Below are 22,494 nucleotides of genomic sequence, written 5' to 3' on the forward strand. Positions count from 1 at the left end.
GACACGTTTACTAGCCTAACTTCCGTTATCAAGCTCATCTGCCCGTTTTGGCATAGAGCTAGCCATGTTTGATTGCCCAGCTTCCGTCGTCCATTCTGAGCTAAAGCTAGGACATGTTTAGTAGCCTAAATTCCGATACTGAACGCATCTGCCCAATTTGACAGAGAGCCTCTAACTTCCGTTATCAAAACTAAAAAAACTACCCACAAAGTCTCGGACTCTGTCGGCAGTCTATTCCTCTATTTACAAGGATTGAAAAATATTATTTTAATATTAGTCAGCGTAAATTTCGTCTAATGGTTTAACGATAATTTGGTTGATTTCTTGGAATACTTGACTCATTTTTTGTTCAGCATTCATTAATGCAGAGATGTTTTCATCTTTTTCAATTGCTTGCGCTTGTTCTTGCGCTTTTTGTAAATCTTCTTCAGCAATTTCTTCACCTTGCATTTGTTTTTGTTGGAAGTTAATTTGAGTTTCACGGAACTCGTCGAATAACTTTTTAGATTCTTCGTTAGCTTTTACATTAGCGAATGCTTCTTTGATTGCTTTGTATTCTTCGCTTTCTCTTAAAGCTTGTTCTAATTGATTTGCATAATCATATAAATTTACTGCCATGGTTATAGCACTCCTTTGTTGTGATGTTTATTAAAACGTTCGATATTACTTTACCACATCTCGCTTTTTTAGACAAAGATTGCAACCAAACCTTGGAAAAATCCAATAATACCACCTAAAATGAAACCTAATGACATAATCAACTTTAGTTCTTTGTTAGCAATTTCTATAATTAATTTTTCAATATAATCTAAGTCAAACGTATTAATTTGTTCTTCAATTAATCCTCGTAAATCCACTTTTTTCATAATTCTAGATAAGTGAATCGATAATTTTTCAATGATTAAATTTGCTAATTTGCTAGAGAGTTGACCTTCTAAATAATCAACGAATTGAGGCATTAACGTAACCACTGGCTTATTCGCTTGTTTGCTTGCATATGTTGTTATATACACTGATAGATTTTCAGCGATTTCATTAAACTGAGACGCATCTAACAGTTCATTCAATGGTTTATCTTTAAAAGTTTGATATTCATTGGTAATTAACGATGTCACAATTGTTCTTGCTTTAGGATGAGATGTTAAACGTATAAGTTCTTGTTGAATGCGATCTGCAATGCTCTCTTTTGTCATAAACATTTGCAACATACCAATTAACTTACCTTTCTCATTGAAAAAAGTATCCAACATATCATTAATATCTTGTGTGCCTTTTGCAGATGATAAATAATTCCTTGCACGATCACATAATAAGTCTGTTGCGTTATCTACATGCTGATCTAAAAATGTTACAAGTTGATTTGGCAATAAAGATGCTATTGTTTGGTTTTGATGCTTTGTATAATAATTATTCAATTGTGATTCAATATATTGATTTCCATTAGTTTGTAATACTTGTTCTAAATCAATATCGATTTGAGAAGTAATTTGTTTTATTGACAATTGATCTTTCGTCAACTTTTGTAACTGCTGTTGAATCATAGATTCTATTGCTTGCTGTGATTGCTCGCTTTTTAATTTTTCATTAATTAAAGTTTCTGTAAGCAAATGCTCTTCAATCACTTGGCCAATTTTAGTTGCAATTTCTTCGCGTCTTTTCGGTATTAAACCTGGTGTAAATGGGACTCTAAATTTAAATATATAGTATGGTTTAAAGGGGTGAAACAGCATTCTAATTGCAATTACATTAGTAATGCCCCCAATTATCGCCCCTACTACAATCATAAATATGATAATAAATAGTGCATTCATAATTTTGACTCCTTTGTGACAACATAGTTATTCATTATACCACTATTTTTATTTTTTAATTCATTAATCATTTCACTTTCTGCTCAATTTATTGGTTCTTCATCTTTTATGGTGGGAAGGTAAAACTTCCTGCTTTTTTTAATACACAAAAAGCGCAATTGCCTCTATAATTTAAAGTGACCAAACCCAAACTAAAGGAGACAAGTGCGCCTATGTGTAATGATACCTTAGAATTACTAAGAATAAAAGATGAAAATATAAAATATATAAACCAAGAAATTGACGTCATTATCAAAGGAAAAAAAGCAACAGTGGTTAATGCTGTACTAACGTATAAGCCTTCGGCCTGTTATTGTTGTGGAGTTAAAAATGAAGGACAAATTCATAAACATGGTAAGCGTGTTTCTCGTATTACTTTACTTAAAACTCAAGGGTATAACACATACCTCAACTTAGCTAAACAACGTTTTAAATGCTTAGAATGCAATGGCACTTTTACTGCTAAAACGTCAATTGTTGATGAGTCGTGTTTTATCTCAAGATGTGTTACTCAAAAAGTTATAGAAGAAGCTACTAAAGTTAAAACAGAGATTGATACTGCAGAAGATAACTGTATCTCTCCATCTACTGTAAGTCGTATTAGAACTAAAGCGGCTAATTCATTACGAATTAAACCCTTTAATTGTTTGCCAGAACACATCGCTATGGATGAATTTAAAAGCGTTAAAAATGTAACTGGATCAATGAGTTTCATTTTTATAGATAATGATACTCATGATGTTATAGATATTTTAGAAAATAGAACTACAAGATTCTTGCGTGCCTATTTCGAGCGATTCGATTTAAAAAATCGACAACAAGTTAAGACGGTTACTATTGACATGTATGAACCCTATGTCCGATTATTTCGCGACCTATTTCCTAATGCAGCTATTATTTTTGACAGATTCCATATCGTTCAACATTTAAATAGAGAACTTAATAAGTATCGTGTACAAGTTATGAATGAATACCGTAATAAAAAAGGACCTGATTATACAATTTTTAAGAATAACTGGAAAGTCCTATTGATGGATACTAGTAAAACCATATTTAGTAAATACAGATGGAATAAATCTTTTAAGGCTTATAAACGCTCATCTGACATTGTAGAATTCATGCTTTCAAAAGACGATATACTACGACACTCCTACGAACTTGTCCAAGGATTACGAAAAGACCTAAGGTTATGTAATTGGCCTAAATTTATTAATCGTTTAAATTCAGTTAGTAAAAAGTCTGTGAGTAAGGGTGTATGGAAAGCGGTTAAATATTATAGAAAACATCAAAGGATGTTAAGAAATACAATTTATTACCCAGCATTTAATAATGGTGCTATAGAAGGAATTAATAATAAGATAAAATTAATCAAGCGAATTTCTTTTGGTTACAGAAATTTCAACAACTTTAAAGCACGTATAATGATGATTTTCAGCTTGTACAAAGGAGAAAAAAAGAAGACAACCAAGCCCAATAATGGACTGGCCGCCTAATAATAAAAACTCTAAAAGTTGTATTTTAAAAATAGTTCTTTAAATTATATACCCACCACATTTGGTGGAGAACCAATTTATTATTAGTTTACATACAAAAAGCGATGCCTCACCTCTCGAAACAGGTGTGTTACATCGCTTTTATTATTTATTAAAAGTATATAGGCCTAGATATGTACTAATTCTTCTTTAGCATTTCTGTTAAAGTATGTTTCAGCTTCTCTCATTTTAGAAGTACCGAAAATTGGTTGGTTATCTGGATTTAATACACGATAAATATTGCTTACTTTGTTACTTTGTAAAATGTACCCATTACGAGTCTCAATGTTATTCCAATAAATATCACTTGTTGGTGCATGGTTTGGATATGCACAGTGATTTCTTGAAATTGTTTGAACGATTTCTAATGGATCACAGCCAAATGTACTGTTTAATACTTCAGAGTCTCTGAATAATGCACAAATTGAAATACAAGTTGTCCAGTTTGGTAATACTCTCTCTTTTTCGATTTGTACTAAAGTCTTTTTAGAAAGTCCAATTGTTTGCGCCATAGTATCTTGCGTATAACCAGCCTCTATACGAACCATTTTAAATTTTGTTTGAATTAAATCTGTAAAACTCTGTCTATCCATTCTGTTATCTACCTTTCTGTTTGGGGAATTTTATCCGGACACAAGAAATTGCAATAATACACATTTCTTGAAACACAGATTACATCTTAATATATTTTTAATAAAATGAAAAGAGTCAATTTCACATTTGTATTAAATTTTGATCAAGTCAACAAGAGTTAAGTTTACTTTATAATGAAGCGAAAGTAAATGAAGTAAAATTTTATGCATAATAACTAGATTTGATAAAACTTACACTTTTATAATGATATCAAATTTACAAAGAAAACTGTATAATAAACCCTATCGCTATAAAAAATTCATCAAAATCAGATTAAAAATTGTCTATTTTTCGACAAATATTTAAAAGCTCATTCTAAATCAACTTATTTTCCATTGCATAAATTGCTGCTTGTGTACGATCGCTAACTTGTAATTTACTAAATATATGACTGACATGTGTTTTAATTGTTTTTTCAGATACAAATAAAGTTTCTGCAATCTCTTTATTTGTTTTACCTTTAACCATTTCACGTAACACTTCAATTTCTCTCTTTGACAACTTATTCGTGTAGTGAGGTTTTTGGCTAACTGTTTCAAATACATCTTGTGCCTTAGGATGTATCATTTTTTCACCGTTCATAACTCGTCTAATAGTTTCAATTAATTGCTGAGGCTCAACGTCTTTCATTTCATAACCATCAGCACCTTTATTGATTGCTGAAATTACATGTTCATCATCAACATAACTTGTTAATACCAAAACTTTAATATCCGGATAATGTGCCTTAATATATTCCGTAATTTCAATACCATTCATGCCAGGCATCACTAAATCTAATAGCACAATATCAGGGTGCTCATGCTCTTTTAAATATTCTAAAAATGTTTCTCCATCTGCAAAGTCTTGTAAAACTTCTATGTTTTCAATCGTGGATAATAAAAATCGCAATCCTTGTCTCACAATATAATGGTCATCTACTAATATTACTTTGTTCATGGGTTATCTCCTTAAATCAAGCTATTTTATAGGAATTGTGAATTGTATTTGTGTACCCTTTGTTGGCTGAGAATGAAAGGTCACTTTACCTCTTAATAATTTAACTCTTTGTTTTATGTTATTAATACCGTGTGATGAAGCTATCTGAACATTATCGATCTCAAATCCTTGACCATAATCAATCACGTCAATATATAGTATATCGTTCATTTGTTTTAATGTAAGATCCATTTTATTCGTATCAGCATGTTTCTTAACATTATTAATACACTCTTGTAATGCTCTATATATGTTTTCTTCGATTTCATTAGATAAATCGATTAAACCTTCTACATTTACATTTAATTGTATATGCATTAATTTACTATATGCTGTCAAAGCATGAATTAAACCTTGCTCAAGTCCAACTGGCTTAAGTTGCCAAATCAATGCACGCATTTCATTAACGGCATTTTGACTCGTTTCCTCAATCGTCTTGAATGCTTGTTTAGCGATGGATTCGCTTGACATGCCATACGCAGCATGTGCTGTTAGTTTTACAGAAAATAACATTTGATTTACTGAATCATGTAAATCTCTAGCTAAACGATTACGTTCATTAATTTTTGCTGCTTCTTTTTCACGGTCTGTTAAATAAATACGTTTGATGGCTGACCCTAATTGAAATGCGACAGACTCTAGCAACTCTAAATCTTCATCACTATATATTTCAGTATTTGGGGACGCTACATTTAAAATGCCGAATTGTTCTTGACCCGATTTAAGTGGTACCGTTGCATGATGTGTAATATTGTCATTTTGGCTAGGAAATGCTTTAGAGGCTAAGTTAATACGAGAACAATTGACGATATTCGACGCTTTCATTAGCCTACGTTGATTAAATGCTTTCACACACCAACAAGACCCATCTTTAATATAGTGACAGTGGTCTGCTGTCAAAGATTGTGGTAGAGCCACATGTGATACAAGTTCATGTTCACCTACGCTACTGATGAAAAATATCCAGCCTGTCGTGAAATTACTGCCCTCAATTAAATATTTTAACGCACCTTGGGTCATGCTATACATTTCAGTTTCTTCGTTTAAAAATTCGGCAATCTCTTTTAATAAAGCTAGTCGCGTCCTTTGTTCCATCAAATCGCTCCAATTCATTTTTACGTGTATTAACTATTATACATTGAGTTATTATATTTTTAAATCTTAGACGTGAACATGATAAAATGGCCTTGATTACTCAATAGTTATATTTAGGAGAACTGATTTGTGATATGATATTAAAGACTATAGGAGGATTTTATGAAATTTAAAATACCAGAAAACTTTAATGACTTAAGTTTACGAGATATTTTCCAACAACTTAAGGTACCTAAAAAAGATTTACATCATTTAAATATGTCTAAAGATATTACTATTAATGATAAACCTGCGCGATTAATGGATAAAGTGCATACTGGCGACGATGTATTTGTTCCAACCATCGATGAAAAAAGTAATTATGTTCCAAGTTATCGTTATGCACAAATTAAATACGAAGACGATGATATGGCAATCGTAATGAAACCTAAAGGTGTTAAGACTCACCCTAATGATTTAAAAGAAAGCAATACTTTAATGAATCATGTGATTTACACTATTGATAGTGACTATGTCGAACCAATTCATCGACTGGACCAGGAAACAGTAGGATTATTAATTGTTGCTAAAAATCCTTTAATGAAAAAAATTCTTGATCGCATGTTAGAAGACAATGATATTACGCGGATATACAAAGCAAATGTTAAGGCACTTTTACCTTTAAAACCACAAACGATTGATATGCCAATTGGTAAAGATAAATTCCATTCGAATAAACGACGTGTGTCTCCTACTGGACAGCGTGCAATTACACACATTTTAACTTCAAAAATGATAAAAGAAGCTGTGTGCCAACTTGAAATCAAGTTGGATACTGGACGTACTCATCAAATTCGTGTGCATTTAGCTGAAATTGGTCACCCTGTTATTGGTGATCCTTTATATGGTGATTCAACGTTAAGACAATTAGAACTTGAAAGTTACAAAATAGAGTTTGTGCATCCCTTGACTAAGGAAGTCATTTCCGTTTCTTTGGATGACTAATTTGATTAGTTTTGCATGATATTTAAACATGCAATACCGCATTGTAACTAAATCAAGTATCAACTTAAATCGGATAGATGGAAAATTATTAATTTTTTCAGATGTTCGGTTTTTTTGTTTTTTACGATGCTTAGGATTTTATATTTTGATATTTTAGTAATTATTCATTTTATAACATCCTTGGATAATGACTTGTAGTCTTTTTCAACTGCGTTACGTGTATCTATGGACAATACATGACATCATAAGATTTTTATCACAGGTTGTTTGGCCAATACATGTACAACAATTCATCATATAAAAAATAGGTTCTATAATAAAACGGACTCCATGAAAAGTTTTTCCTTTTCATGGCTCTATATCAAATCAGACTTATAAGTTCAATTTGAAATAGACAAAAAATAAAGCTTGAACACTACATCTACCTGTAATGCCCAAACTTTATTTTATATTAATATTTAATTAATGAGGATCTACCATATCTTCTGGTTTAATCCATGCTTCAAATTGTTCTTCTGTAACATATCCAGTTTGAATTGCAGATTCTTTTAAAGTTAAACCTTCTTTATGGGCTTTCTTAGCAATTTGAGCAGCTTTTTCATAACCAATATGTGGATTTAATGCAGTAACTAACATTAATGATTGATTTAAATAATTATCAATATTCTCTTCGATTGGTTCAATGCCCACTGCACAATTGTTATTAAATGTTTCCATACCGTCAGCTAAAAGGTAAATTGATTGTAGTGTATTATGCATAATAACTGGTTTATAAACATTCAATTCAAAGTTACCTTGTGAACTTGCGAAGCCAACAACTGTATCATTACCCATTACTTGGACTGCAACCATTGTTAACATTTCACATTGTGTAGGATTAACTTTACCAGGCATAATTGATGAACCTGGTTCATTTTCAGGGATAGAAATTTCTGCCAAACCAGCTCGTGGCCCTGAAGCCAACCATCTCACATCATTAGCAATTTTCATTAAGTCTCCTGCTAATGCCTTCAATGTTCCATGCAATTGAACAACTTCATCATGCGCTGTAAGTGCGTGGAATTTATTTTCAGAAGATACAAATGGATAACCCGTATTTTCTGAAATATAATGTGCCACTTTATCACCAAATTCAGGATGCGCATTAATACCAGTACCAACAGCCGTACCACCGATGGCAAGATTTAAAATGTGCTTCTTAGATTCAGATAACATTATTTCGCAACGGTCAAGCATATAACGCCAGCCACTAATCTCTTGTCCTAGTTTGATCGGCGTTGCATCTTGTAAATGTGTACGACCAATTTTAATAATTGAATCAAATTTGTCTTCTTTTTCTTTCAAAGTATTTCTTAAAAGTTTTAATGCAGGTTCTAATTTTGTTTCAACCTCTTGATATAATGCAACGTGCATAGCAGTTGGGAATGTATCATTCGAACTTTGTGATTTATTTACATCATCATTTGGGTGGATACTTTCATCAATTTGATGATCTTTTAAATACATATTAGCAACATAACTTACTACTTCGTTCACATTCATATTACTTTGTGTACCGCTTCCTGTTTGCCATACAACTAGTGGGAAGTGTTCATCTAATTCACCTGATAAAATTTGATCACATGCGTATACAATGGCATCTTTCTTTGCCTCGCTTAATTTTCCTAAATCAAAATTAGCTAATGCTGCTGCACGCTTTAGTTGTGCAAAACCATAAACTACTTCGATTGGCATACGCTCTTTACCAACTGGGAAATTGCGTTTACTTCTTTCTGTTTGAGCACCCCAATATTTATCTGCAGGTACTTCTATTTCTCCAAAAGTATCATGTTCAATTCTTACTGACATTCAATTTCTCCCCTTATCACTGTTTATTTAACTGTAGTATATCATTAAATAATTTAATTGAGCAATTTATGATTAAAACGTTTTCATAATTTGAAATAAAAATACACTAATCGCACGTGTTCACCCTTTATTACAGTGATACAGTCATACGATTAGTGTGTTATCTATCATTATTTAGTTATTGTTGAACTAAGTTTAATTACGATACTTTGTTTTAGTAGCTTCAACCGTAGCAATAGCTGTAAGTATATATAATACAGCACTAACAATTGTCGTATATGGATTTAAAGCAACAAGCGTACCTAAAACTCCTGTTAAACTCGCATAAAACCCATCAAGTGTATAATACAATATTCCTGTTATTAATAAACAACAAATTACACTTATTACAATACCTGATTGATTACTTTTAATGAATGTTTGCGCATTAACATCATCGATTAATCCTTTTGATAAATTGAGTTGTAATTTTATTACTTTGAAAATAACAGGTAAATATAATGCCCCAATTGCCAATGGAAAAGCTTTAATTGATATTAAACTTATAATAACTGTTGCTATCAATAATTGAATCCAGTATTTTCCTAACATAAATATATAAATCTCCTCTAATTTCATTCTTCAATAGCATATCATAATCTTGGCATATTAAGAAACGCGGTTTAATGATTTCATTAAAAATATTACTGATAGATGACTTCTTTCAATTATGTCTGGAGTAATTAATTATCAATTCCGTTTAAATGTTGTTTTAATATTTAAAATTGAATTTTTGATATATTACTATGTCTGGTACACAAATCAATGTTTTATGCTTTACAAAGTTATATTGGCAGTAGTTGACTGCAGTCCACAACATAGAGGCTGGCGGAAAGTCAGCTTACAATAACGTGCAAGTTGGCGGGGCCACAACATAGTGAAATCGGATTTCTAATTTCTACAGACATTGCAAGTTGGGGGGGCCACAACAAAATGAAATTGGATCCTCAATTTCTACAGACATTGCAAATTGGGGAAACGGGCCACAAACTCAGAAGCTGGCGGAAAGTCAGCTTCTATGAATATAATAAAAAAGCTAGGTAACAAAATGCTACCTAACTTCATATTCAAGATAATCAATCCTATTTGATATATGTTCTATACTATACATTGTTTACATGATAAATAGCTGAATATTACACAATTATAATACTTTACTGACTGTCTTCTTCAGAATTTTTTTCTTGATCATTTTGATCAGAGATTTGTTCCATTTCTTTACCTAATTCTTTTAAATCTTCAAAATCCGTTACCATACTGTTTTCTTCTTCATGATAATTTAATTTTGGATCTTTGTCTTTAGACATAATCAATACCTCACAGATTTTTAATTAAGCAAAGCGTGACGTAAAGTAAGCTTTAACATCTTCAGGTAAACCTGCAGCCGCTTCTTTATCAAGAATAACATTTACCATTCTATGTGCTTTTAAATCGGCTGGTTCGAAGCTTGTTTTACCATTTTCTTGATATAATTTTTCAACTACATCTCGTTTATTAGCACCTGTCACTACTAAGAAAATTTCTCTTGCTTCCATTAGTCCTTGACGAATACTAACATTTAACTTACCTTGCTCATCGATAGAAACAACTTGTAATGTTAATTTCCCTTTATTTTCTTTAGTTTTAATCTTATCAGCGATTAATTCGATTGCATCTTTTTCATAAGCAATTGGATAAACTTGACCTGCTGGTACACCTAACGCTTCGAAATATGATTTTTTATCGTCATAATCTAAAATATTTATTTGGCTAAAATCAACAGCATGTTTTTCAACATTTTTCTTTAATTCATCTAGAACTGGCGCTTGATCTGTATCTAAATGAAAACCTGCAATTGTAGTAGGATTATTGTTAAATTGCTTTCTAATAATATCAGCAGCATATTCTGCTACAAGTTGACTATTGTCAAAGACTTTAAAGTTCATTGCCATGATTTCTACACTCCTCTTAGTTTGCATTTTACATAAAAACGGCGATATTAATAATTATTATACCCTAACTTTCAATATATCAAACCATTTAACTTTAACATGCTTATACTCTAAATATAGCACTTAAGCATCATTTTTATAATGAAAATGAGTAAATTTTAATTCAATCCCGGAAAATCTTGTTGACGTAACGCTTCATAAATTAACAACGCAGCAGTATTTGATAAATTTAATGAACGAATATGTTCACTCATAGGAATTCTTAATGCTGTGTCTTGATATTTCTCTTTCACCCAGTCTGGTAATCCTGTCGTCTCTTTTCCAAAAATGAAGTAAAAATCTTTGTCATGATTTGAAAAATCAAAATCACTATAAGTCTTTTTACCAAATTTTGTTAATAAGTAATACTCGCCATTTGTGGCTTCAAAAAATGCTTCAATACTATCATGATACGTAATATTCACAAATTCCCAATAATCTAAACCGGCTCTTTTTAACATTTTATCATCAGTTCTAAATCCAAGAGGTTTAATTAAATGTAAATGTGTGTTTGTACCTGCACACGTACGTGCAATGTTACCAGTATTAGCTGGGATTTCTGGTTGATATAAAACGATATGATTTGTCATATTACTATTCTCTCCTTGTGTCTAATCCTTTTATCATTTCATTTTGAACTTCTGCATCCTCTTGATCATAATTTGCATTGATAAAATCTCTTGCTTCTTCCCCAAGAATTTGACCAATAGCCCAATAAGCAGTTGCTCGAATCATCGGTCTTTCATCTGTTGTTGCAACTTTTTTCAATTCTGGAATTGCATCCACTTCATTAAAATGCGCCAATGCTAAAATAGCATTTCGTTGTATCGGTTTTTTACCACGCCAAGCACCTGCAAGGTGACCATATGTTTGTTTGAATTCTTTATTAGACATACGTAGTAAAGGTACTAATCTTGGCTTTAAAATTTCTGGTTCCAAAATGATGTCATCTTGTTCGGTATTAATACCTCTATTTTTCGGACAAACTTGTTGACACGTATCGCAACCATATAATCTATTCCCAATTTTATAACGATATTGGTCAGGCATATAGCCTTTTGTTTGCGTTAAAAAACTAATGCATTTCTGACTATTTAATTGGCCATTTCCAACTAATGCACTTGTTGGACAACGATCAACACAAATTGTACAATCACCACAGCTATCTAATAATGGATCATCAGGTTCAAAAGGTATACTGACTAACATTTCACCGAGGTATGTCCATGTTCCTAGTTTAGGATTGATGACAAAGCCATTACGACCAACAAATCCTAAACCTGCACGTTCTGCTACTGCCCTATCTGATAATACACCCGTATCTACCATAGATTTGATTTCAACATCTGGAACTTTAGATTCAATAAATGCAGCTAACATGTCTAATCGTTTACGCATAATTGTATGATAATCTTGACCCCACGATGCTCTAGCAAATAAGCCTCTGCGATCACCTCTAACACTCTTAGGTGCACCTTTCAGTTTGTTAGGATAACCAACTGCAATTGCTATGATTGACCTTGCTGTTGGTAAGGATAATTTAGGCTCCGTTCGTAAAGCAATATCAGATTCTTCAAATCCTGAGGCATAACCATTTGCATGATATGCTTCTAGCTTTTGCTTCAATTCATCAAAGGGATCGGCAGTTGTAAATCCAATACTGTCGATACCAATTGTATATGCATAGTCAATGATATCTTGCTTTAACTGCTTTGTATCCAATCGTATGCCCCCCATAAAATAATACTATGTTATTTTAACACAACCATTATTCATATTGAGGTTTCATTTCACATAATTTTAATAATAAAAAGCTTGAATATATGATATAACTTTGTGGTGCGTATCATATATTCAAGCTTCGTTAGGTTGTTATAATACTCTTGCTAAGAAATTTTGTGTTCTTTCATGTTGCGGTTGTTCAAATATTTCGACTGGTGTGCCTGACTCTACGACAACGCCATCTGCCATAAATATGACTTTGTCACTTACATCTTTGGCAAATCCCATTTCATGTGTCACAACCACCATGGTCATACCTTCTTTGGCTAGGTCTTTCATTACTTTTAATACATCACCAACTACCTCAGGATCTAATGCTGAAGTTGGTTCATCGAATAAAATAACATCTGGATGCATTGCTAAAGCTCTTGCAATTGCTACCCTTTGCTTTTGACCACCTGATAATTGATTCGGATATACATCTGCTTTTTCTTTTAATCCCACTTTATCTAATAACGACAATGCTTCCTTATGTAATTCATCGTTATTATCTTTCTTTAATAATTTAGGAGCTAAAATAATATTATCGACAACTTTTTTATGTGGAAATAGGTTGAAGTTTTGAAATACCATACCCATTTTTTGACGTAGTTTATCTACTTGTGTCCCTTTTTCCGTTAAGTCATTGCCTTCAAAAATCACTTGACCTTTAGTGGGTACTTCTAATAAATTCATACATCTTAACAATGTACTTTTACCACTACCAGATGGACCTATTATTGCTACTACTTCCCCTTGATTGATTTCAAGATTGATATCTTTTAAAACTTCATTATCTCCAAAAACTTTATTAAGATTGTTTATTTTAATCACTGGCATTCAATCTCCCTTCAATCATGTTCATAATGCGTGTAAGTACAAATGTTAAGACAAAGTATAATGCTGCTGCCACTATTAATGGTGTGAATGGGTCAAATGAAATACCTTGAACCACTTGTGCATTAAACATAATTTCGCCAACTCCAATTGTTGACACAATAGATGATTCTTTAATTAAAGTGACAAATTCATTACCTAAAGCTGGTAAAATATTTTTAATTGCTTGTGGCATAATTACACTTTTCATCGTTTGTCTATAATTCAAACCTAGACTACGTGCGGCTTCCATTTGGCCTTTATCAACAGCATTTATACCTGCACGAATAATTTCAGCAATGTAAGCTGAGGAATTAATAACTAATGCAATTGTTCCACAAACAAGAGCTGAAATGTCTAGTCCTAATGCAGCAGTTATACCAAAGAATACGATAAATACTTGAACTAACATTGGTGTTCCTCTTAATATTTCGATATAGATAGAAGCAATCCATGAAATAATTTTTATTTTACTTAATTTCATTAACGCAACGAATGCACCTAAAATAGAACCTAATGCAACACCGATAAGTGAAATTAATATTGTAATCTTAATTCCTTTCAAGAAAAAACTACCATACTTAGAAATAAAACCACTGTCATCATTCATCGCATTTGCAGCATTAGTCATATATTTATCGATTAATCCTTTATCTTTAACCTCTTTAATCGTTTTATTAATTTGTGACAATAATTTTGGTGAATCTTTTGGCACTGCTATCACTGTATCTTTTTCTTCTTCATTAAATTTCACATTGGAAATTCCTAATTTAGGATTTTGTTTTAAATATGCTTCTGCTACAGGTTTTTCAACTACAGCACCTTCAACCTTTCCACTTTTAAGTGCTAATATAACGTCTGGTAAACGGCTTAATGAAGTAATAGATGCATTTTCAATTTCGGTTTGAGCGATTTTTTCTTGTTCAGTTCCCTTTTGTGCCCCTACTTTTTTATTATTAAAGTCTTTGATATCTTTATATTCATTAACTTTATCTTTCTTTACAAGCATGATATTTTTAGTCATCATATATGAATCTGAAAAATCAACTTGCTTCTTACGTTCAGGCGTTGAAGTCATTCCGGAAATAATAATATCAATTTTTCCAGTTTTAAGAGCTCCTAACAAACTATCAAATGACATATTGACGATTTTTAATTTTAAATTATTATCTTTCGCAATTTTTTTAGCTAAATCAATATCTACACCTGCATACTCAGTCTTACCATTAACTGTATGCTCAAATTCCATTGGTGCATAATCTGCAGAAAGACCCACTCTAAGTTCACCGCGTTCTTTAATCTTCTCCCATGTTTGATCTTGTTCAGCATGTGCTGTGGGATTGATATACACCATAGCACTGCTAATTAACAACCCTAATACTAATATAAACCTAATTAAACACTTCATTTATACAGCCCTCCCTAATTAATATTCATAATTATACATATTAATACATTTTGATGCAATAGTGTTTTATAAATGTATTTTTATTAATATAAAGAAAAGCTTCTTTTTAAAAGACTGTACATAAAAAATCCGCTATTATACGTGAACAAATCTCACATTTTAAAATCAATCAAAAAAGCGCTACTATCAATATCTTATTGACAGTAACGCCTATATTTATCATATATTAAAACTTATTCTTGTCATCAAGCTATAAATTATTGTTTTGGAACTTCAAATTTATAAATATCATTAGAATATATAGGAATGAATTTTTTACACAATTCATGAACAATAAATGCCGATACAAATGGTATGACAAAATAACCAAGTGCTAATAAAATAATATTCATTGTTGGATCACCTGACATTCGGTTAAATGCATTTATTGGGCCAACTAATCCTGTATATCCAAATCCAGCAGACAATGGTGTTCCTTTAACCTGAAGAACGTAAGCAATGATTCCAGTAATTATTCCATTTATAGTCAATGGTATCGAAATAATTAAATTTTTCAAGTAAACTGGGATCATCATTTTTGCAGCTCCTATGAGTAAAACTGCATTTACACCAATAGAATTGACACGCAATGAGCCAAATAAGAAAGTAACACAGGCAGCCACTATACCTAGGTTTGCTGCTCCACTTCCTAGTCCGTTTAAACTAATCGCAGTTGCAATCGCTACTAACGATATTGGTGTTACCATTAATAATGAAAATGCCACACTAATAAGTATAGACATTAACAACGGATTTAAGTCTGTAAAAGAATGAATTACATTTCCAATTGCTTGAGTAATTTTTCGAATGTAAGGTAATGTGATTAGACCGATACCCCCACTAACGATAGGTACTAAAACTGGTAATATAATTAATTCAAAAGATCCAAGTTTGTTTTGTAATACCATATATATAAGACATGCAATAATAACAACCAAACTCGTATTTATAATGTCACCTATACCTTTTAACATAAAACTATTATTGCTATATACAACAGCACCTGAACCAATCATAGCTGATGTACCTACTATAGCAGCACCTGCGCCATTAAATTTAAATTGATGAGCAGCTAAAACCCCAATAATAAATGCCATAAATGATTGAATTAGTATCACTAACTGATACGTTAATTCTAAAATTTCATTACCACTTTTAAATATTTTTAATACTTCACCTAATAGAGCATTCGGAACAAGTGCAATAACAACACCAGCACCAATAGAATTTAAAATCTTACTGAAAAACTGTTTATTATCAGCATTATTTGCGTTACTCATAAACGACCTCCAATTTGAACATTAAACTCATCATATTATAGAAAATTAACTTTAACAATGATTAGTTGGCTAATTTAATCTAAATATAACAATCCACAAAATGAATAAAGTAAATTTAAACAATCTACTCACTAATCAATGTCATGCTAATCTTAAAATACTACTAATTACATCCTGTGACTAATAATGTAATAAATTGTAAATATTAAAATAGCCATATTACTATTAAGATAGATAAATTGAATCGACTTGGTATAAAGCACAATAAAATAGCACTTTTACAAATATATTATTAGAAAAGTTGAAACAAATATATAACCCCAGATAATATAATCATTATCATTAATGTAATACCAAAAAAAGAAGTTAAACAATGTATAGTTGCTTAACTTCCAATAATGAACTCATCATTACAATTTGACATAGAGTCTATTAAAGCGTGTGCCATTTGAGTCCACTTTTATTTGTATTGTATAGAGAGAAATAAAAAGAAACCTTGTTTTACAAGGTTTCTAATACGTTATATTATGTAAATAACAGTTAATTATACCGGTGGTCGGGGTCGAACCGACACTCCACAAGTGGAACGGGATTTTGAGTCCCGCGCGTCTGCCAATTCCGCCACACCGGCTTAATGGTAAACAAAAAACTTCCCTTTGGAAGCAATTATGGAGCGGAAGATAGGATTTACACCTATACCTCGTTCCGGGAAGGAACGTGTTCTAAAAGTTGAACTACTCCCGCAAATATTAAATTATGGAGCGGAAGATAGGATTTGCACCTATACCTCGTTCCGGGAAGGAACGTGTTCTAAAAGTTGAACTACTCCCGCATAAACCTGGAGGCGGCAACCGGATTTGAACCGGTGATAAAGGTTTTGCAGACCTCTGCCTTACCACTTGGCTATGCCGCCAATAACTGGGCTAGCTGGATTCGAACCAACGAGTGACGGAGTCAAAGTCCGTTGCCTTACCGCTTGGCTATAGCCCATTAATAATAAGGGCGGCTGAAGGGGATCGAACCCTCGAATGTCGGAACCACAATCCGATGTGTTAACCACTTCACCACAGCCGCCATGGCAGGGGCAGTAGGAATCGAACCCACACCAAAGGTTTTGGAGACCTCTATTCTACCGTTGAACTATGCCCCTATTAAAAATAATAAATGGAGGGGGGCAGATTCGAACTGCCGAACCCGAAGGAGCGGATTTACAGTCCGCCGCGTTTAGCCACTTCGCTACCCCTCCATAAATGGTGCCGGCCAGAGGACTTGAACCCCCAACCTACTGATTACAAGTCAGTTGCTCTACCAATTGAGCTAGGCCGGCTAAGAAATGGTTCAGGACAGAGTCGAACTGCCGACACATGGAGCTTCAATCCATTGCTCTACCAACTGAGCTACTGAACCATAATAAAAATGTAATGATGGCGGTCTCGACGGGAATCGAACCCGCGATCTCCTGCGTGACAGGCAGGCGTGTTAACCGCTACACTACGAGACCTATAAAATATTGCGGGAGGCGGATTTGAACCACCGACCTTCGGGTTATGAGCCCGACGAGCTACCGAACTGCTCCATCCCGCGATAATAAAAAATAATGGCGGAGGAAGAGGGATTCGAACCCCCGCGGCCCGTTAAGGCCCTGTCGGTTTTCAAGACCGATCCCTTCAGCCGGACTTGGGTATTCCTCCATTATTATAGGTAAATCGCTATTAATTATAAAATTAAATGGCGGTCTCGACGGGAATCGAACCCGCGATCTCCTGCGTGACAGGCAGGCGTGTTAACCGCTACACTACGAGACCATTAGTAAAACGGAGGAAGAGGGATTCGAACCCCCGCGAGCCGTTAAGCCCCTGTCGGTTTTCAAGACCGATCCCTTCAGCCAGACTTGGGTATTCCTCCAAAATTATATGGACCTTGCAGGACTCGAACCTGCGACCGAACGGTTATGAGCCGTTAGCTCTAACCAACTGAGCTAAAGGTCCTAAATATAATTTTACAACTAATAAATAGTGGCGGTGGAGGGGATCGAACCCCCGACCTCACGGGTATGAACCGTACGCTCTAGCCAGCTGAGCTACACCGCCTTATATAGTTTGTAAATAATATGGTGGAGACTAGCGGGATCGAACCGCTGACCTCCTGCGTGCAAAGCAGGCGCTCTCCCAGCTGAGCTAAGCCCCCATAATAATTACAGTATATCGGGAAGACAGGATTCGAACCTGCGACCCCTTGGTCCCAAACCAAGTGCTCTACCAAGCTGAGCTACTTCCCGTATAATTAACGCGCCCGATAGGAGTCGAACCCATAACCTCTTGATCCGTAGTCAAACGCTCTATCCAATTGAGCTACGGGCGCATATGTTTTTATTGAAAATGGTGCCGAGGACCGGAATCGAACCGGTACGGTGATCACTCACCGCAGGATTTTAAGTCCTGTGCGTCTGCCAGTTCCGCCACCCCGGCACTATAAAAATGGAGCAGAAGACGGGATTCGAACCCGCGACCCCAACCTTGGCAAGGTTGTATTCTACCGCTGAACTACTTCTGCATATGCGGGTGAAGGGAGTCGAACCCCCACGCCGTAAGGCGCTAGATCCTAAGTCTAGTGCGTCTGCCAATTCCGCCACACCCGCAAATGGTGAGCCATAGAGGATTCGAACCTCTGACCCTCTGATTAAAAGTCAGATGCTCTACCAACTGAGCTAATGGCTCTTCCATGGTGCCGGCCAGAGGACTTGAACCCCCAACCTACTGATTACAAGTCAGTTGCTCTACCAATTGAGCTAGGCCGGCAATATGTAAGAATAAATGGTGGAGAATGACGGGTTCGAACCGCCGACCCTCTGCTTGTAAGGCAGATGCTCTCCCAGCTGAGCTAATTCTCCGATTTAAAACTGCCTGGCAACGTTCTACTCTAGCGGAACGTAAGTTCGACTACCATCGACGCTAAGGAGCTTAACTTCTGTGTTCGGCATGGGAACAGGTGTGACCTCCTTGCTATAGTCACCAGACATATGAATGTAATTTATACATTCAAAACTAGATAGTAAGTAAAAGTGATTTTGCTTCGCAAAACATTTATTTTGATTAAGTCTTCGATCGATTAGTATTCGTCAGCTCCACATGTCACCATGCTTCCACCTCGAACCTATTAACCTCATCATCTTTGAGGGATCTTATAACCGAAGTTGGGAAATCTCATCTTGAGGGGGGCTTCATGCTTAGATGCTTTCAGCACTTATCCCGTCCACACATAGCTACCCAGCTATGCCGTTGGCACGACAACTGGTACACCAGAGGTATGTCCATCCCGGTCCTCTCGTACTAAGGACAGCTCCTCTCAAATTTCCTACGCCCACGACGGATAGGGACCGAACTGTCTCACGACGTTCTGAACCCAGCTCGCGTACCGCTTTAATGGGCGAACAGCCCAACCCTTGGGACCGACTACAGCCCCAGGATGCGATGAGCCGACATCGAGGTGCCAAACCTCCCCGTCGATGTGAACTCTTGGGGGAGATAAGCCTGTTATCCCCGGGGTAGCTTTTATCCGTTGAGCGATGGCCCTTCCATGCGGAACCACCGGATCACTAAGTCCGTCTTTCGACCCTGCTCGACTTGTAGGTCTCGCAGTCAAGCTCCCTTATGCCTTTACACTCTATGAATGATTTCCAACCATTCTGAGGGAACCTTTGAGCGCCTCCGTTACCTTTTAGGAGGCGACCGCCCCAGTCAAACTGCCCGCCTGACACTGTCTCCCACCACGATAAGTGGTGCGGGTTAGAAAGCCAACACAGCTAGGGTAGTATCCCACCAGCGCCTCCACGTAAGCTAGCGCTCACGTTTCAAAGGCTCCTACCTATCCTGTACAAGCTGTGCCGAATTTCAATATCAGGCTACAGTAAAGCTCCACGGGGTCTTTCCGTCCTGTCGCGGGTAACCTGCATCTTCACAGGTACTATGATTTCACCGAGTCTCTCGTTGAGACAGTGCCCAAATCGTTACGCCTTTCGTGCGGGTCGGAACTTACCCGACAAGGAATTTCGCTACCTTAGGACCGTTATAGTTACGGCCGCCGTTTACTGGGGCTTCGATTCGTAGCTTCGCAGAAGCTAACCACTCCTCTTAACCTTCCAGCACCGGGCAGGCGTCAGCCCCTATACATCACCTTACGGTTTAGCAGAGACCTGTGTTTTTGATAAACAGTCGCTTGGGCCTATTCACTGCGGCTCTTCTGGGCGTTAACCCTAAAGAGCACCCCTTCTCCCGAAGTTACGGGGTCATTTTGCCGAGTTCCTTAACGAGAGTTCGCTCGCTCACCTTAGAATTCTCATCTTGACTACCTGTGTCGGTTTGCGGTACGGGCACCTATTTTCTATCTAGAGGCTTTTCTCGGCAGTGTGAAATCAACGACTCGAAGACACAATGTCTTCTCCCCATCACAGCTCAGCCTTAACGAGTACCGGATTTGCCTAATACTCAGCCTTACTGCTTAGACGTGCAATCCAATCGCACGCTTCGCCTATCCTACTGCGTCCCCCATCGATTAAAACGATTATAGGTGGTACAGGAATATCAACCTGTTATCCATCGCCTACGCCTGTCGGCCTCAGCTTAGGACCCGACTAACCCAGAGCGGACGAGCCTTCCTCTGGAAACCTTAGTCAATCGGTGGACGGGATTCTCACCCGTCTTTCGCTACTCACACCGGCATTCTCACTTCTAAGCGCTCCACATGTCCTTACGATCATGCTTCAACGCCCTTAGAACGCTCTCCTACCATTGTCCAAAGGACAATCCACAGCTTCGGTAATATGTTTAGCCCCGGTACATTTTCGGCGCAGTGTCACTCGACTAGTGAGCTATTACGCACTCTTTAAATGATGGCTGCTTCTAAGCCAACATCCTAGTTGTCTGGGCAACGCCACATCCTTTTCCACTTAACATATATTTTGGGACCTTAGCTGGTGGTCTGGGCTGTTTCCCTTTCGAACACGGACCTTATCACCCATGTTCTGACTCCCAAGTTAAATTAATTGGCATTCGGAGTTTGTCTGAATTCGGTAACCCGAGAGGGGCCCCTCGTCCAAACAGTGCTCTACCTCCAATAATCATCACTTGAGGCTAGCCCTAAAGCTATTTCGGAGAGAACCAGCTATCTCCAGGTTCGATTGGAATTTCTCCGCTACCCTCAGTTCATCCGCTCACTTTTCAACGTAAGTCGGTTCGGTCCTCCATTCAGTGTTACCTGAACTTCAACCTGACCAAGGGTAGATCACCTGGTTTCGGGTCTACGACCAAATACTAAACGCCCTATTCAGACTCGATTTCGCTACGGCTCCACATTTACTGCTTAACCTTGCATCAAATCGTAACTCGCCGGTTCATTCTACAAAAGGCACGCCATCACCCATTAACGGGCTCTGACTACTTGTAAGCACACGGTTTCAGGTTCTATTTCACTCCCCTTCCGGGGTGCTTTTCACCTTTCCCTCACGGTACTGGTTCACTATCGGTCACTAGAGAGTATTTAGCCTTAGGAGATGGTCCTCCCAGATTCCGACGGAATTTCACGTGCTCCGTCATACTCAGGATCCACTCAAGAGAGACAACATTTTCGACTACAGGATTATTACCTTCTTTGATTCATCTTTCCAGATGATTCGTCTAATGTCGTCCTTTGTAACTCCGTATAGAGTGTCCTACAACCCCAACAAGCAAGCTTGTTGGTTTGGGCTCTTCCCGTTTCGCTCGCCGCTACTAAGGGAATCGAATTTTCTTTCTCTTCCTCCGGGTACTAAGATGTTTCAGTTCTCCGGGTGTGCCTTCTGATATGCTATGTATTCACATATCGATAACATGACATAACTCATGCTGGGTTTCCCCATTCGGAAATCTCTGGATCAAAGCTTACTTACAGCTCCCCAAAGCATATCGTCGTTAGTAACGTCCTTCATCGGCTTCTAGTGCCAAGGCATCCACCGTGCGCCCTTAATAACTTAATCTATGTTTCCACCATTTTTATAAGTCAAACGTTAACATGAAGTTACGTTCTTTTATAAAAAGATTTAAACGCGTTATTAATCTTGTGAGTGTTCTTTCGAACACTAGCGATTATTTCTTATGAATTCAAGCTTATTTAAAACTCTTTATTCACTCGGTTTTGCTTGGTAAAATCTATATTTTACTTACTTAT

General features: G+C 35.9%; 16 protein-coding genes, 26 tRNA genes and 2 rRNA genes. 2 read left to right on the forward strand and 42 right to left on the reverse strand.

Features of this window, described 5'->3' with window-relative positions:
• Positions 1-273: 273 nt before the first annotated feature.
• Both KI230_RS09435 and KI230_RS09440 read right to left on the reverse strand, forming a co-directional pair.
• Positions 274-618 carry a YlbF/YmcA family competence regulator gene (locus tag KI230_RS09435; protein WP_000290301.1) on the reverse strand — a complete coding sequence of 115 codons (345 nt, stop codon included), beginning with the start codon at positions 616-618 and terminating at the stop codon, positions 274-276.
• A gap of 68 nt (positions 619-686) precedes the next feature.
• Positions 687-1,811, reverse strand: a complete 1,125-nt coding sequence (locus KI230_RS09440; protein WP_045176849.1) for a DUF445 domain-containing protein — start codon at positions 1,809-1,811, stop codon at positions 687-689.
• A gap of 212 nt (positions 1,812-2,023) precedes the next feature.
• Here KI230_RS09440 and KI230_RS09445 point away from each other — a divergent pair, with 212 nt between their 5' ends.
• Positions 2,024-3,343, forward strand: a complete 1,320-nt coding sequence (locus tag KI230_RS09445; protein ID WP_001808146.1) for an ISL3-like element IS1181 family transposase — start codon at positions 2,024-2,026, stop codon at positions 3,341-3,343.
• A gap of 167 nt (positions 3,344-3,510) precedes the next feature.
• Here the strand turns inward: KI230_RS09445 and xdrA are convergent, their stop codons facing one another.
• The 3 genes from xdrA to KI230_RS09460 all read right to left on the reverse strand — a co-directional run bounded on the left by xdrA (position 3,511) and on the right by KI230_RS09460 (position 6,088).
• Entirely contained in the window at positions 3,511-3,975 is a 465-nt protein-coding gene (gene xdrA, locus KI230_RS09450; protein WP_000375864.1) for an XRE family transcriptional regulator XdrA, read from the reverse strand.
• Positions 3,976-4,330: 355 nt separating this feature from the next.
• Complete coding sequence (locus tag KI230_RS09455) at positions 4,331-4,954, reverse strand: response regulator (RefSeq protein ID WP_001045133.1); 624 nt, start codon at positions 4,952-4,954, stop codon at positions 4,331-4,333.
• Positions 4,955-4,975: 21 nt separating this feature from the next.
• Complete coding sequence (locus tag KI230_RS09460; RefSeq protein WP_045176847.1) at positions 4,976-6,088, reverse strand: GAF domain-containing sensor histidine kinase; 1,113 nt, start codon at positions 6,086-6,088, stop codon at positions 4,976-4,978.
• A gap of 162 nt (positions 6,089-6,250) precedes the next feature.
• Here KI230_RS09460 and KI230_RS09465 point away from each other — a divergent pair, with 162 nt between their 5' ends.
• A complete protein-coding gene (locus KI230_RS09465) occupies positions 6,251-7,072 on the forward strand; it encodes an RluA family pseudouridine synthase (RefSeq protein WP_000669376.1) in 822 nt (273 codons plus the stop codon).
• A 462-nt stretch (positions 7,073-7,534) separates the two neighbouring features.
• On the opposite strand, the gene fumC is transcribed toward KI230_RS09465, so the two are convergent.
• The 37 genes from fumC to KI230_RS09650 form a co-directional block, all read right to left on the reverse strand.
• On the reverse strand, positions 7,535-8,920 hold the full coding sequence (fumC, locus tag KI230_RS09470; RefSeq protein ID WP_000116229.1) for a class II fumarate hydratase: 1,386 nt from the start codon (positions 8,918-8,920) through the stop codon (positions 7,535-7,537).
• A gap of 195 nt (positions 8,921-9,115) precedes the next feature.
• A complete protein-coding gene (locus tag KI230_RS09475; protein ID WP_000901023.1) occupies positions 9,116-9,511 on the reverse strand; it encodes a hypothetical protein in 396 nt (131 codons plus the stop codon).
• Between the two features lie 602 nt (positions 9,512-10,113).
• Positions 10,114-10,266 carry an SAS053 family DNA gyrase inhibitor gene (locus KI230_RS09480; protein WP_000031108.1) on the reverse strand — a complete coding sequence of 51 codons (153 nt, stop codon included), beginning with the start codon at positions 10,264-10,266 and terminating at the stop codon, positions 10,114-10,116.
• A 24-nt stretch (positions 10,267-10,290) separates the two neighbouring features.
• The gene (locus tag KI230_RS09485; RefSeq protein WP_001251224.1) at positions 10,291-10,890 is read right to left on the reverse strand and encodes a 6-phosphogluconolactonase; all 600 of its coding nucleotides are present in this window, start codon (positions 10,888-10,890) and stop codon (positions 10,291-10,293) included.
• A 158-nt stretch (positions 10,891-11,048) separates the two neighbouring features.
• Complete coding sequence (gene trmL / locus KI230_RS09490; protein ID WP_000181394.1) at positions 11,049-11,519, reverse strand: tRNA (uridine(34)/cytosine(34)/5-carboxymethylaminomethyluridine(34)-2'-O)-methyltransferase TrmL; 471 nt, start codon at positions 11,517-11,519, stop codon at positions 11,049-11,051.
• Positions 11,520-11,523: 4 nt separating this feature from the next.
• Positions 11,524-12,651: a tRNA epoxyqueuosine(34) reductase QueG gene (gene queG, locus KI230_RS09495; RefSeq protein WP_000379980.1), complete on the reverse strand. Its 1,128-nt coding sequence runs from the start codon at positions 12,649-12,651 to the stop codon at positions 11,524-11,526.
• 150 nt (positions 12,652-12,801) lie between these two features.
• The gene (locus tag KI230_RS09500; RefSeq protein ID WP_000590809.1) at positions 12,802-13,524 is read right to left on the reverse strand and encodes an amino acid ABC transporter ATP-binding protein; all 723 of its coding nucleotides are present in this window, start codon (positions 13,522-13,524) and stop codon (positions 12,802-12,804) included.
• Complete coding sequence (locus tag KI230_RS09505; protein WP_000649907.1) at positions 13,517-14,974, reverse strand: ABC transporter substrate-binding protein/permease; 1,458 nt, start codon at positions 14,972-14,974, stop codon at positions 13,517-13,519. The genes KI230_RS09500 and KI230_RS09505 overlap by 8 nt, the downstream gene beginning before the upstream one ends.
• Before the next feature lie 257 nt (positions 14,975-15,231).
• A complete protein-coding gene (locus KI230_RS09510) occupies positions 15,232-16,293 on the reverse strand; it encodes a PTS sugar transporter subunit IIC (protein ID WP_000063582.1) in 1,062 nt (353 codons plus the stop codon).
• A gap of 547 nt (positions 16,294-16,840) precedes the next feature.
• Positions 16,841-16,924, reverse strand: a tRNA-Leu gene (locus KI230_RS09515).
• 38 nt (positions 16,925-16,962) lie between these two features.
• Positions 16,963-17,037: transfer RNA gene (locus KI230_RS09520), tRNA-Gly, on the reverse strand.
• Between the two features lie 13 nt (positions 17,038-17,050).
• Positions 17,051-17,125 (reverse strand) — tRNA-Gly (locus KI230_RS09525).
• A 7-nt stretch (positions 17,126-17,132) separates the two neighbouring features.
• Positions 17,133-17,206: transfer RNA gene (locus KI230_RS09530), tRNA-Cys, on the reverse strand.
• Between the two features lie 5 nt (positions 17,207-17,211).
• A tRNA-Gln gene (locus tag KI230_RS09535) sits at positions 17,212-17,283 on the reverse strand.
• 11 nt (positions 17,284-17,294) lie between these two features.
• Positions 17,295-17,367 (reverse strand) — tRNA-His (locus KI230_RS09540).
• Between the two features lie 2 nt (positions 17,368-17,369).
• Positions 17,370-17,443, reverse strand: a tRNA-Trp gene (locus KI230_RS09545).
• Between the two features lie 15 nt (positions 17,444-17,458).
• Positions 17,459-17,539, reverse strand: a tRNA-Tyr gene (locus tag KI230_RS09550).
• Between the two features lie 5 nt (positions 17,540-17,544).
• Positions 17,545-17,620, reverse strand: a tRNA-Thr gene (locus KI230_RS09555).
• Positions 17,621-17,627: 7 nt separating this feature from the next.
• A tRNA-Phe gene (locus KI230_RS09560) sits at positions 17,628-17,700 on the reverse strand.
• An 18-nt stretch (positions 17,701-17,718) separates the two neighbouring features.
• Positions 17,719-17,794 (reverse strand) — tRNA-Asp (locus KI230_RS09565).
• A gap of 9 nt (positions 17,795-17,803) precedes the next feature.
• Positions 17,804-17,877: transfer RNA gene (locus KI230_RS09570), tRNA-Met, on the reverse strand.
• 14 nt (positions 17,878-17,891) lie between these two features.
• Positions 17,892-17,984 (reverse strand) — tRNA-Ser (locus KI230_RS09575).
• Between the two features lie 38 nt (positions 17,985-18,022).
• Positions 18,023-18,098: transfer RNA gene (locus KI230_RS09580), tRNA-Asp, on the reverse strand.
• A 10-nt stretch (positions 18,099-18,108) separates the two neighbouring features.
• Positions 18,109-18,198: transfer RNA gene (locus KI230_RS09585), tRNA-Ser, on the reverse strand.
• 9 nt (positions 18,199-18,207) lie between these two features.
• A tRNA-Ile gene (locus KI230_RS09590) sits at positions 18,208-18,281 on the reverse strand.
• A 28-nt stretch (positions 18,282-18,309) separates the two neighbouring features.
• Positions 18,310-18,383 (reverse strand) — tRNA-Met (locus KI230_RS09595).
• A 21-nt stretch (positions 18,384-18,404) separates the two neighbouring features.
• Positions 18,405-18,480: transfer RNA gene (locus KI230_RS09600), tRNA-Ala, on the reverse strand.
• A 17-nt stretch (positions 18,481-18,497) separates the two neighbouring features.
• Positions 18,498-18,571, reverse strand: a tRNA-Pro gene (locus KI230_RS09605).
• A 9-nt stretch (positions 18,572-18,580) separates the two neighbouring features.
• Positions 18,581-18,654: transfer RNA gene (locus KI230_RS09610), tRNA-Arg, on the reverse strand.
• Between the two features lie 18 nt (positions 18,655-18,672).
• Positions 18,673-18,761: transfer RNA gene (locus KI230_RS09615), tRNA-Leu, on the reverse strand.
• A 10-nt stretch (positions 18,762-18,771) separates the two neighbouring features.
• Positions 18,772-18,846: transfer RNA gene (locus tag KI230_RS09620), tRNA-Gly, on the reverse strand.
• A 3-nt stretch (positions 18,847-18,849) separates the two neighbouring features.
• Positions 18,850-18,931: transfer RNA gene (locus tag KI230_RS09625), tRNA-Leu, on the reverse strand.
• 3 nt (positions 18,932-18,934) lie between these two features.
• Positions 18,935-19,010, reverse strand: a tRNA-Lys gene (locus KI230_RS09630).
• A 5-nt stretch (positions 19,011-19,015) separates the two neighbouring features.
• Positions 19,016-19,091, reverse strand: a tRNA-Thr gene (locus tag KI230_RS09635).
• A 16-nt stretch (positions 19,092-19,107) separates the two neighbouring features.
• Positions 19,108-19,183: transfer RNA gene (locus KI230_RS09640), tRNA-Val, on the reverse strand.
• Between the two features lie 11 nt (positions 19,184-19,194).
• A 5S ribosomal RNA gene (rrf, locus tag KI230_RS09645) occupies positions 19,195-19,309 on the reverse strand.
• Positions 19,310-19,381: 72 nt separating this feature from the next.
• Positions 19,382-22,303 (reverse strand): 23S ribosomal RNA (locus tag KI230_RS09650).
• Between the last annotated feature and the right edge of the window lie 191 nt (positions 22,304-22,494).

The organism is Staphylococcus sp. MZ3 (assembly GCF_018622755.1).
GTDB classification, from domain to species: Bacteria; Bacillota; Bacilli; order Staphylococcales; family Staphylococcaceae; genus Staphylococcus; species Staphylococcus aureus.

What these genes read in the sequence shown, in the direction of transcription:
- KI230_RS09485 (WP_001251224.1), bottom strand. Translation starts at nt 10,890, where the DNA reads ATGGCAATGAACTTTAAAGTCTTTGACAATAGTCAACTTGTAGCAGAA.
- KI230_RS09445 (WP_001808146.1), top strand. Translation starts at nt 2,024, where the DNA reads ATGTGTAATGATACCTTAGAATTACTAAGAATAAAAGATGAAAATATA.
- KI230_RS09510 (WP_000063582.1), bottom strand. Translation starts at nt 16,293, where the DNA reads ATGAGTAACGCAAATAATGCTGATAATAAACAGTTTTTCAGTAAGATT.
- KI230_RS09465 (WP_000669376.1), top strand. Translation starts at nt 6,251, where the DNA reads ATGAAATTTAAAATACCAGAAAACTTTAATGACTTAAGTTTACGAGAT.
- trmL (WP_000181394.1), bottom strand. Translation starts at nt 11,519, where the DNA reads ATGACAAATCATATCGTTTTATATCAACCAGAAATCCCAGCTAATACT.
- fumC (WP_000116229.1), bottom strand. Translation starts at nt 8,920, where the DNA reads ATGTCAGTAAGAATTGAACATGATACTTTTGGAGAAATAGAAGTACCT.
- KI230_RS09460 (WP_045176847.1), bottom strand. Translation starts at nt 6,088, where the DNA reads ATGGAACAAAGGACGCGACTAGCTTTATTAAAAGAGATTGCCGAATTT.
- KI230_RS09505 (WP_000649907.1), bottom strand. Translation starts at nt 14,974, where the DNA reads ATGAAGTGTTTAATTAGGTTTATATTAGTATTAGGGTTGTTAATTAGC.
- KI230_RS09480 (WP_000031108.1), bottom strand. Translation starts at nt 10,266, where the DNA reads ATGTCTAAAGACAAAGATCCAAAATTAAATTATCATGAAGAAGAAAAC.
- KI230_RS09435 (WP_000290301.1), bottom strand. Translation starts at nt 618, where the DNA reads ATGGCAGTAAATTTATATGATTATGCAAATCAATTAGAACAAGCTTTA.
- xdrA (WP_000375864.1), bottom strand. Translation starts at nt 3,975, where the DNA reads ATGGATAGACAGAGTTTTACAGATTTAATTCAAACAAAATTTAAAATG.
- KI230_RS09475 (WP_000901023.1), bottom strand. Translation starts at nt 9,511, where the DNA reads ATGTTAGGAAAATACTGGATTCAATTATTGATAGCAACAGTTATTATA.
- KI230_RS09440 (WP_045176849.1), bottom strand. Translation starts at nt 1,811, where the DNA reads ATGAATGCACTATTTATTATCATATTTATGATTGTAGTAGGGGCGATA.
- KI230_RS09455 (WP_001045133.1), bottom strand. Translation starts at nt 4,954, where the DNA reads ATGAACAAAGTAATATTAGTAGATGACCATTATATTGTGAGACAAGGA.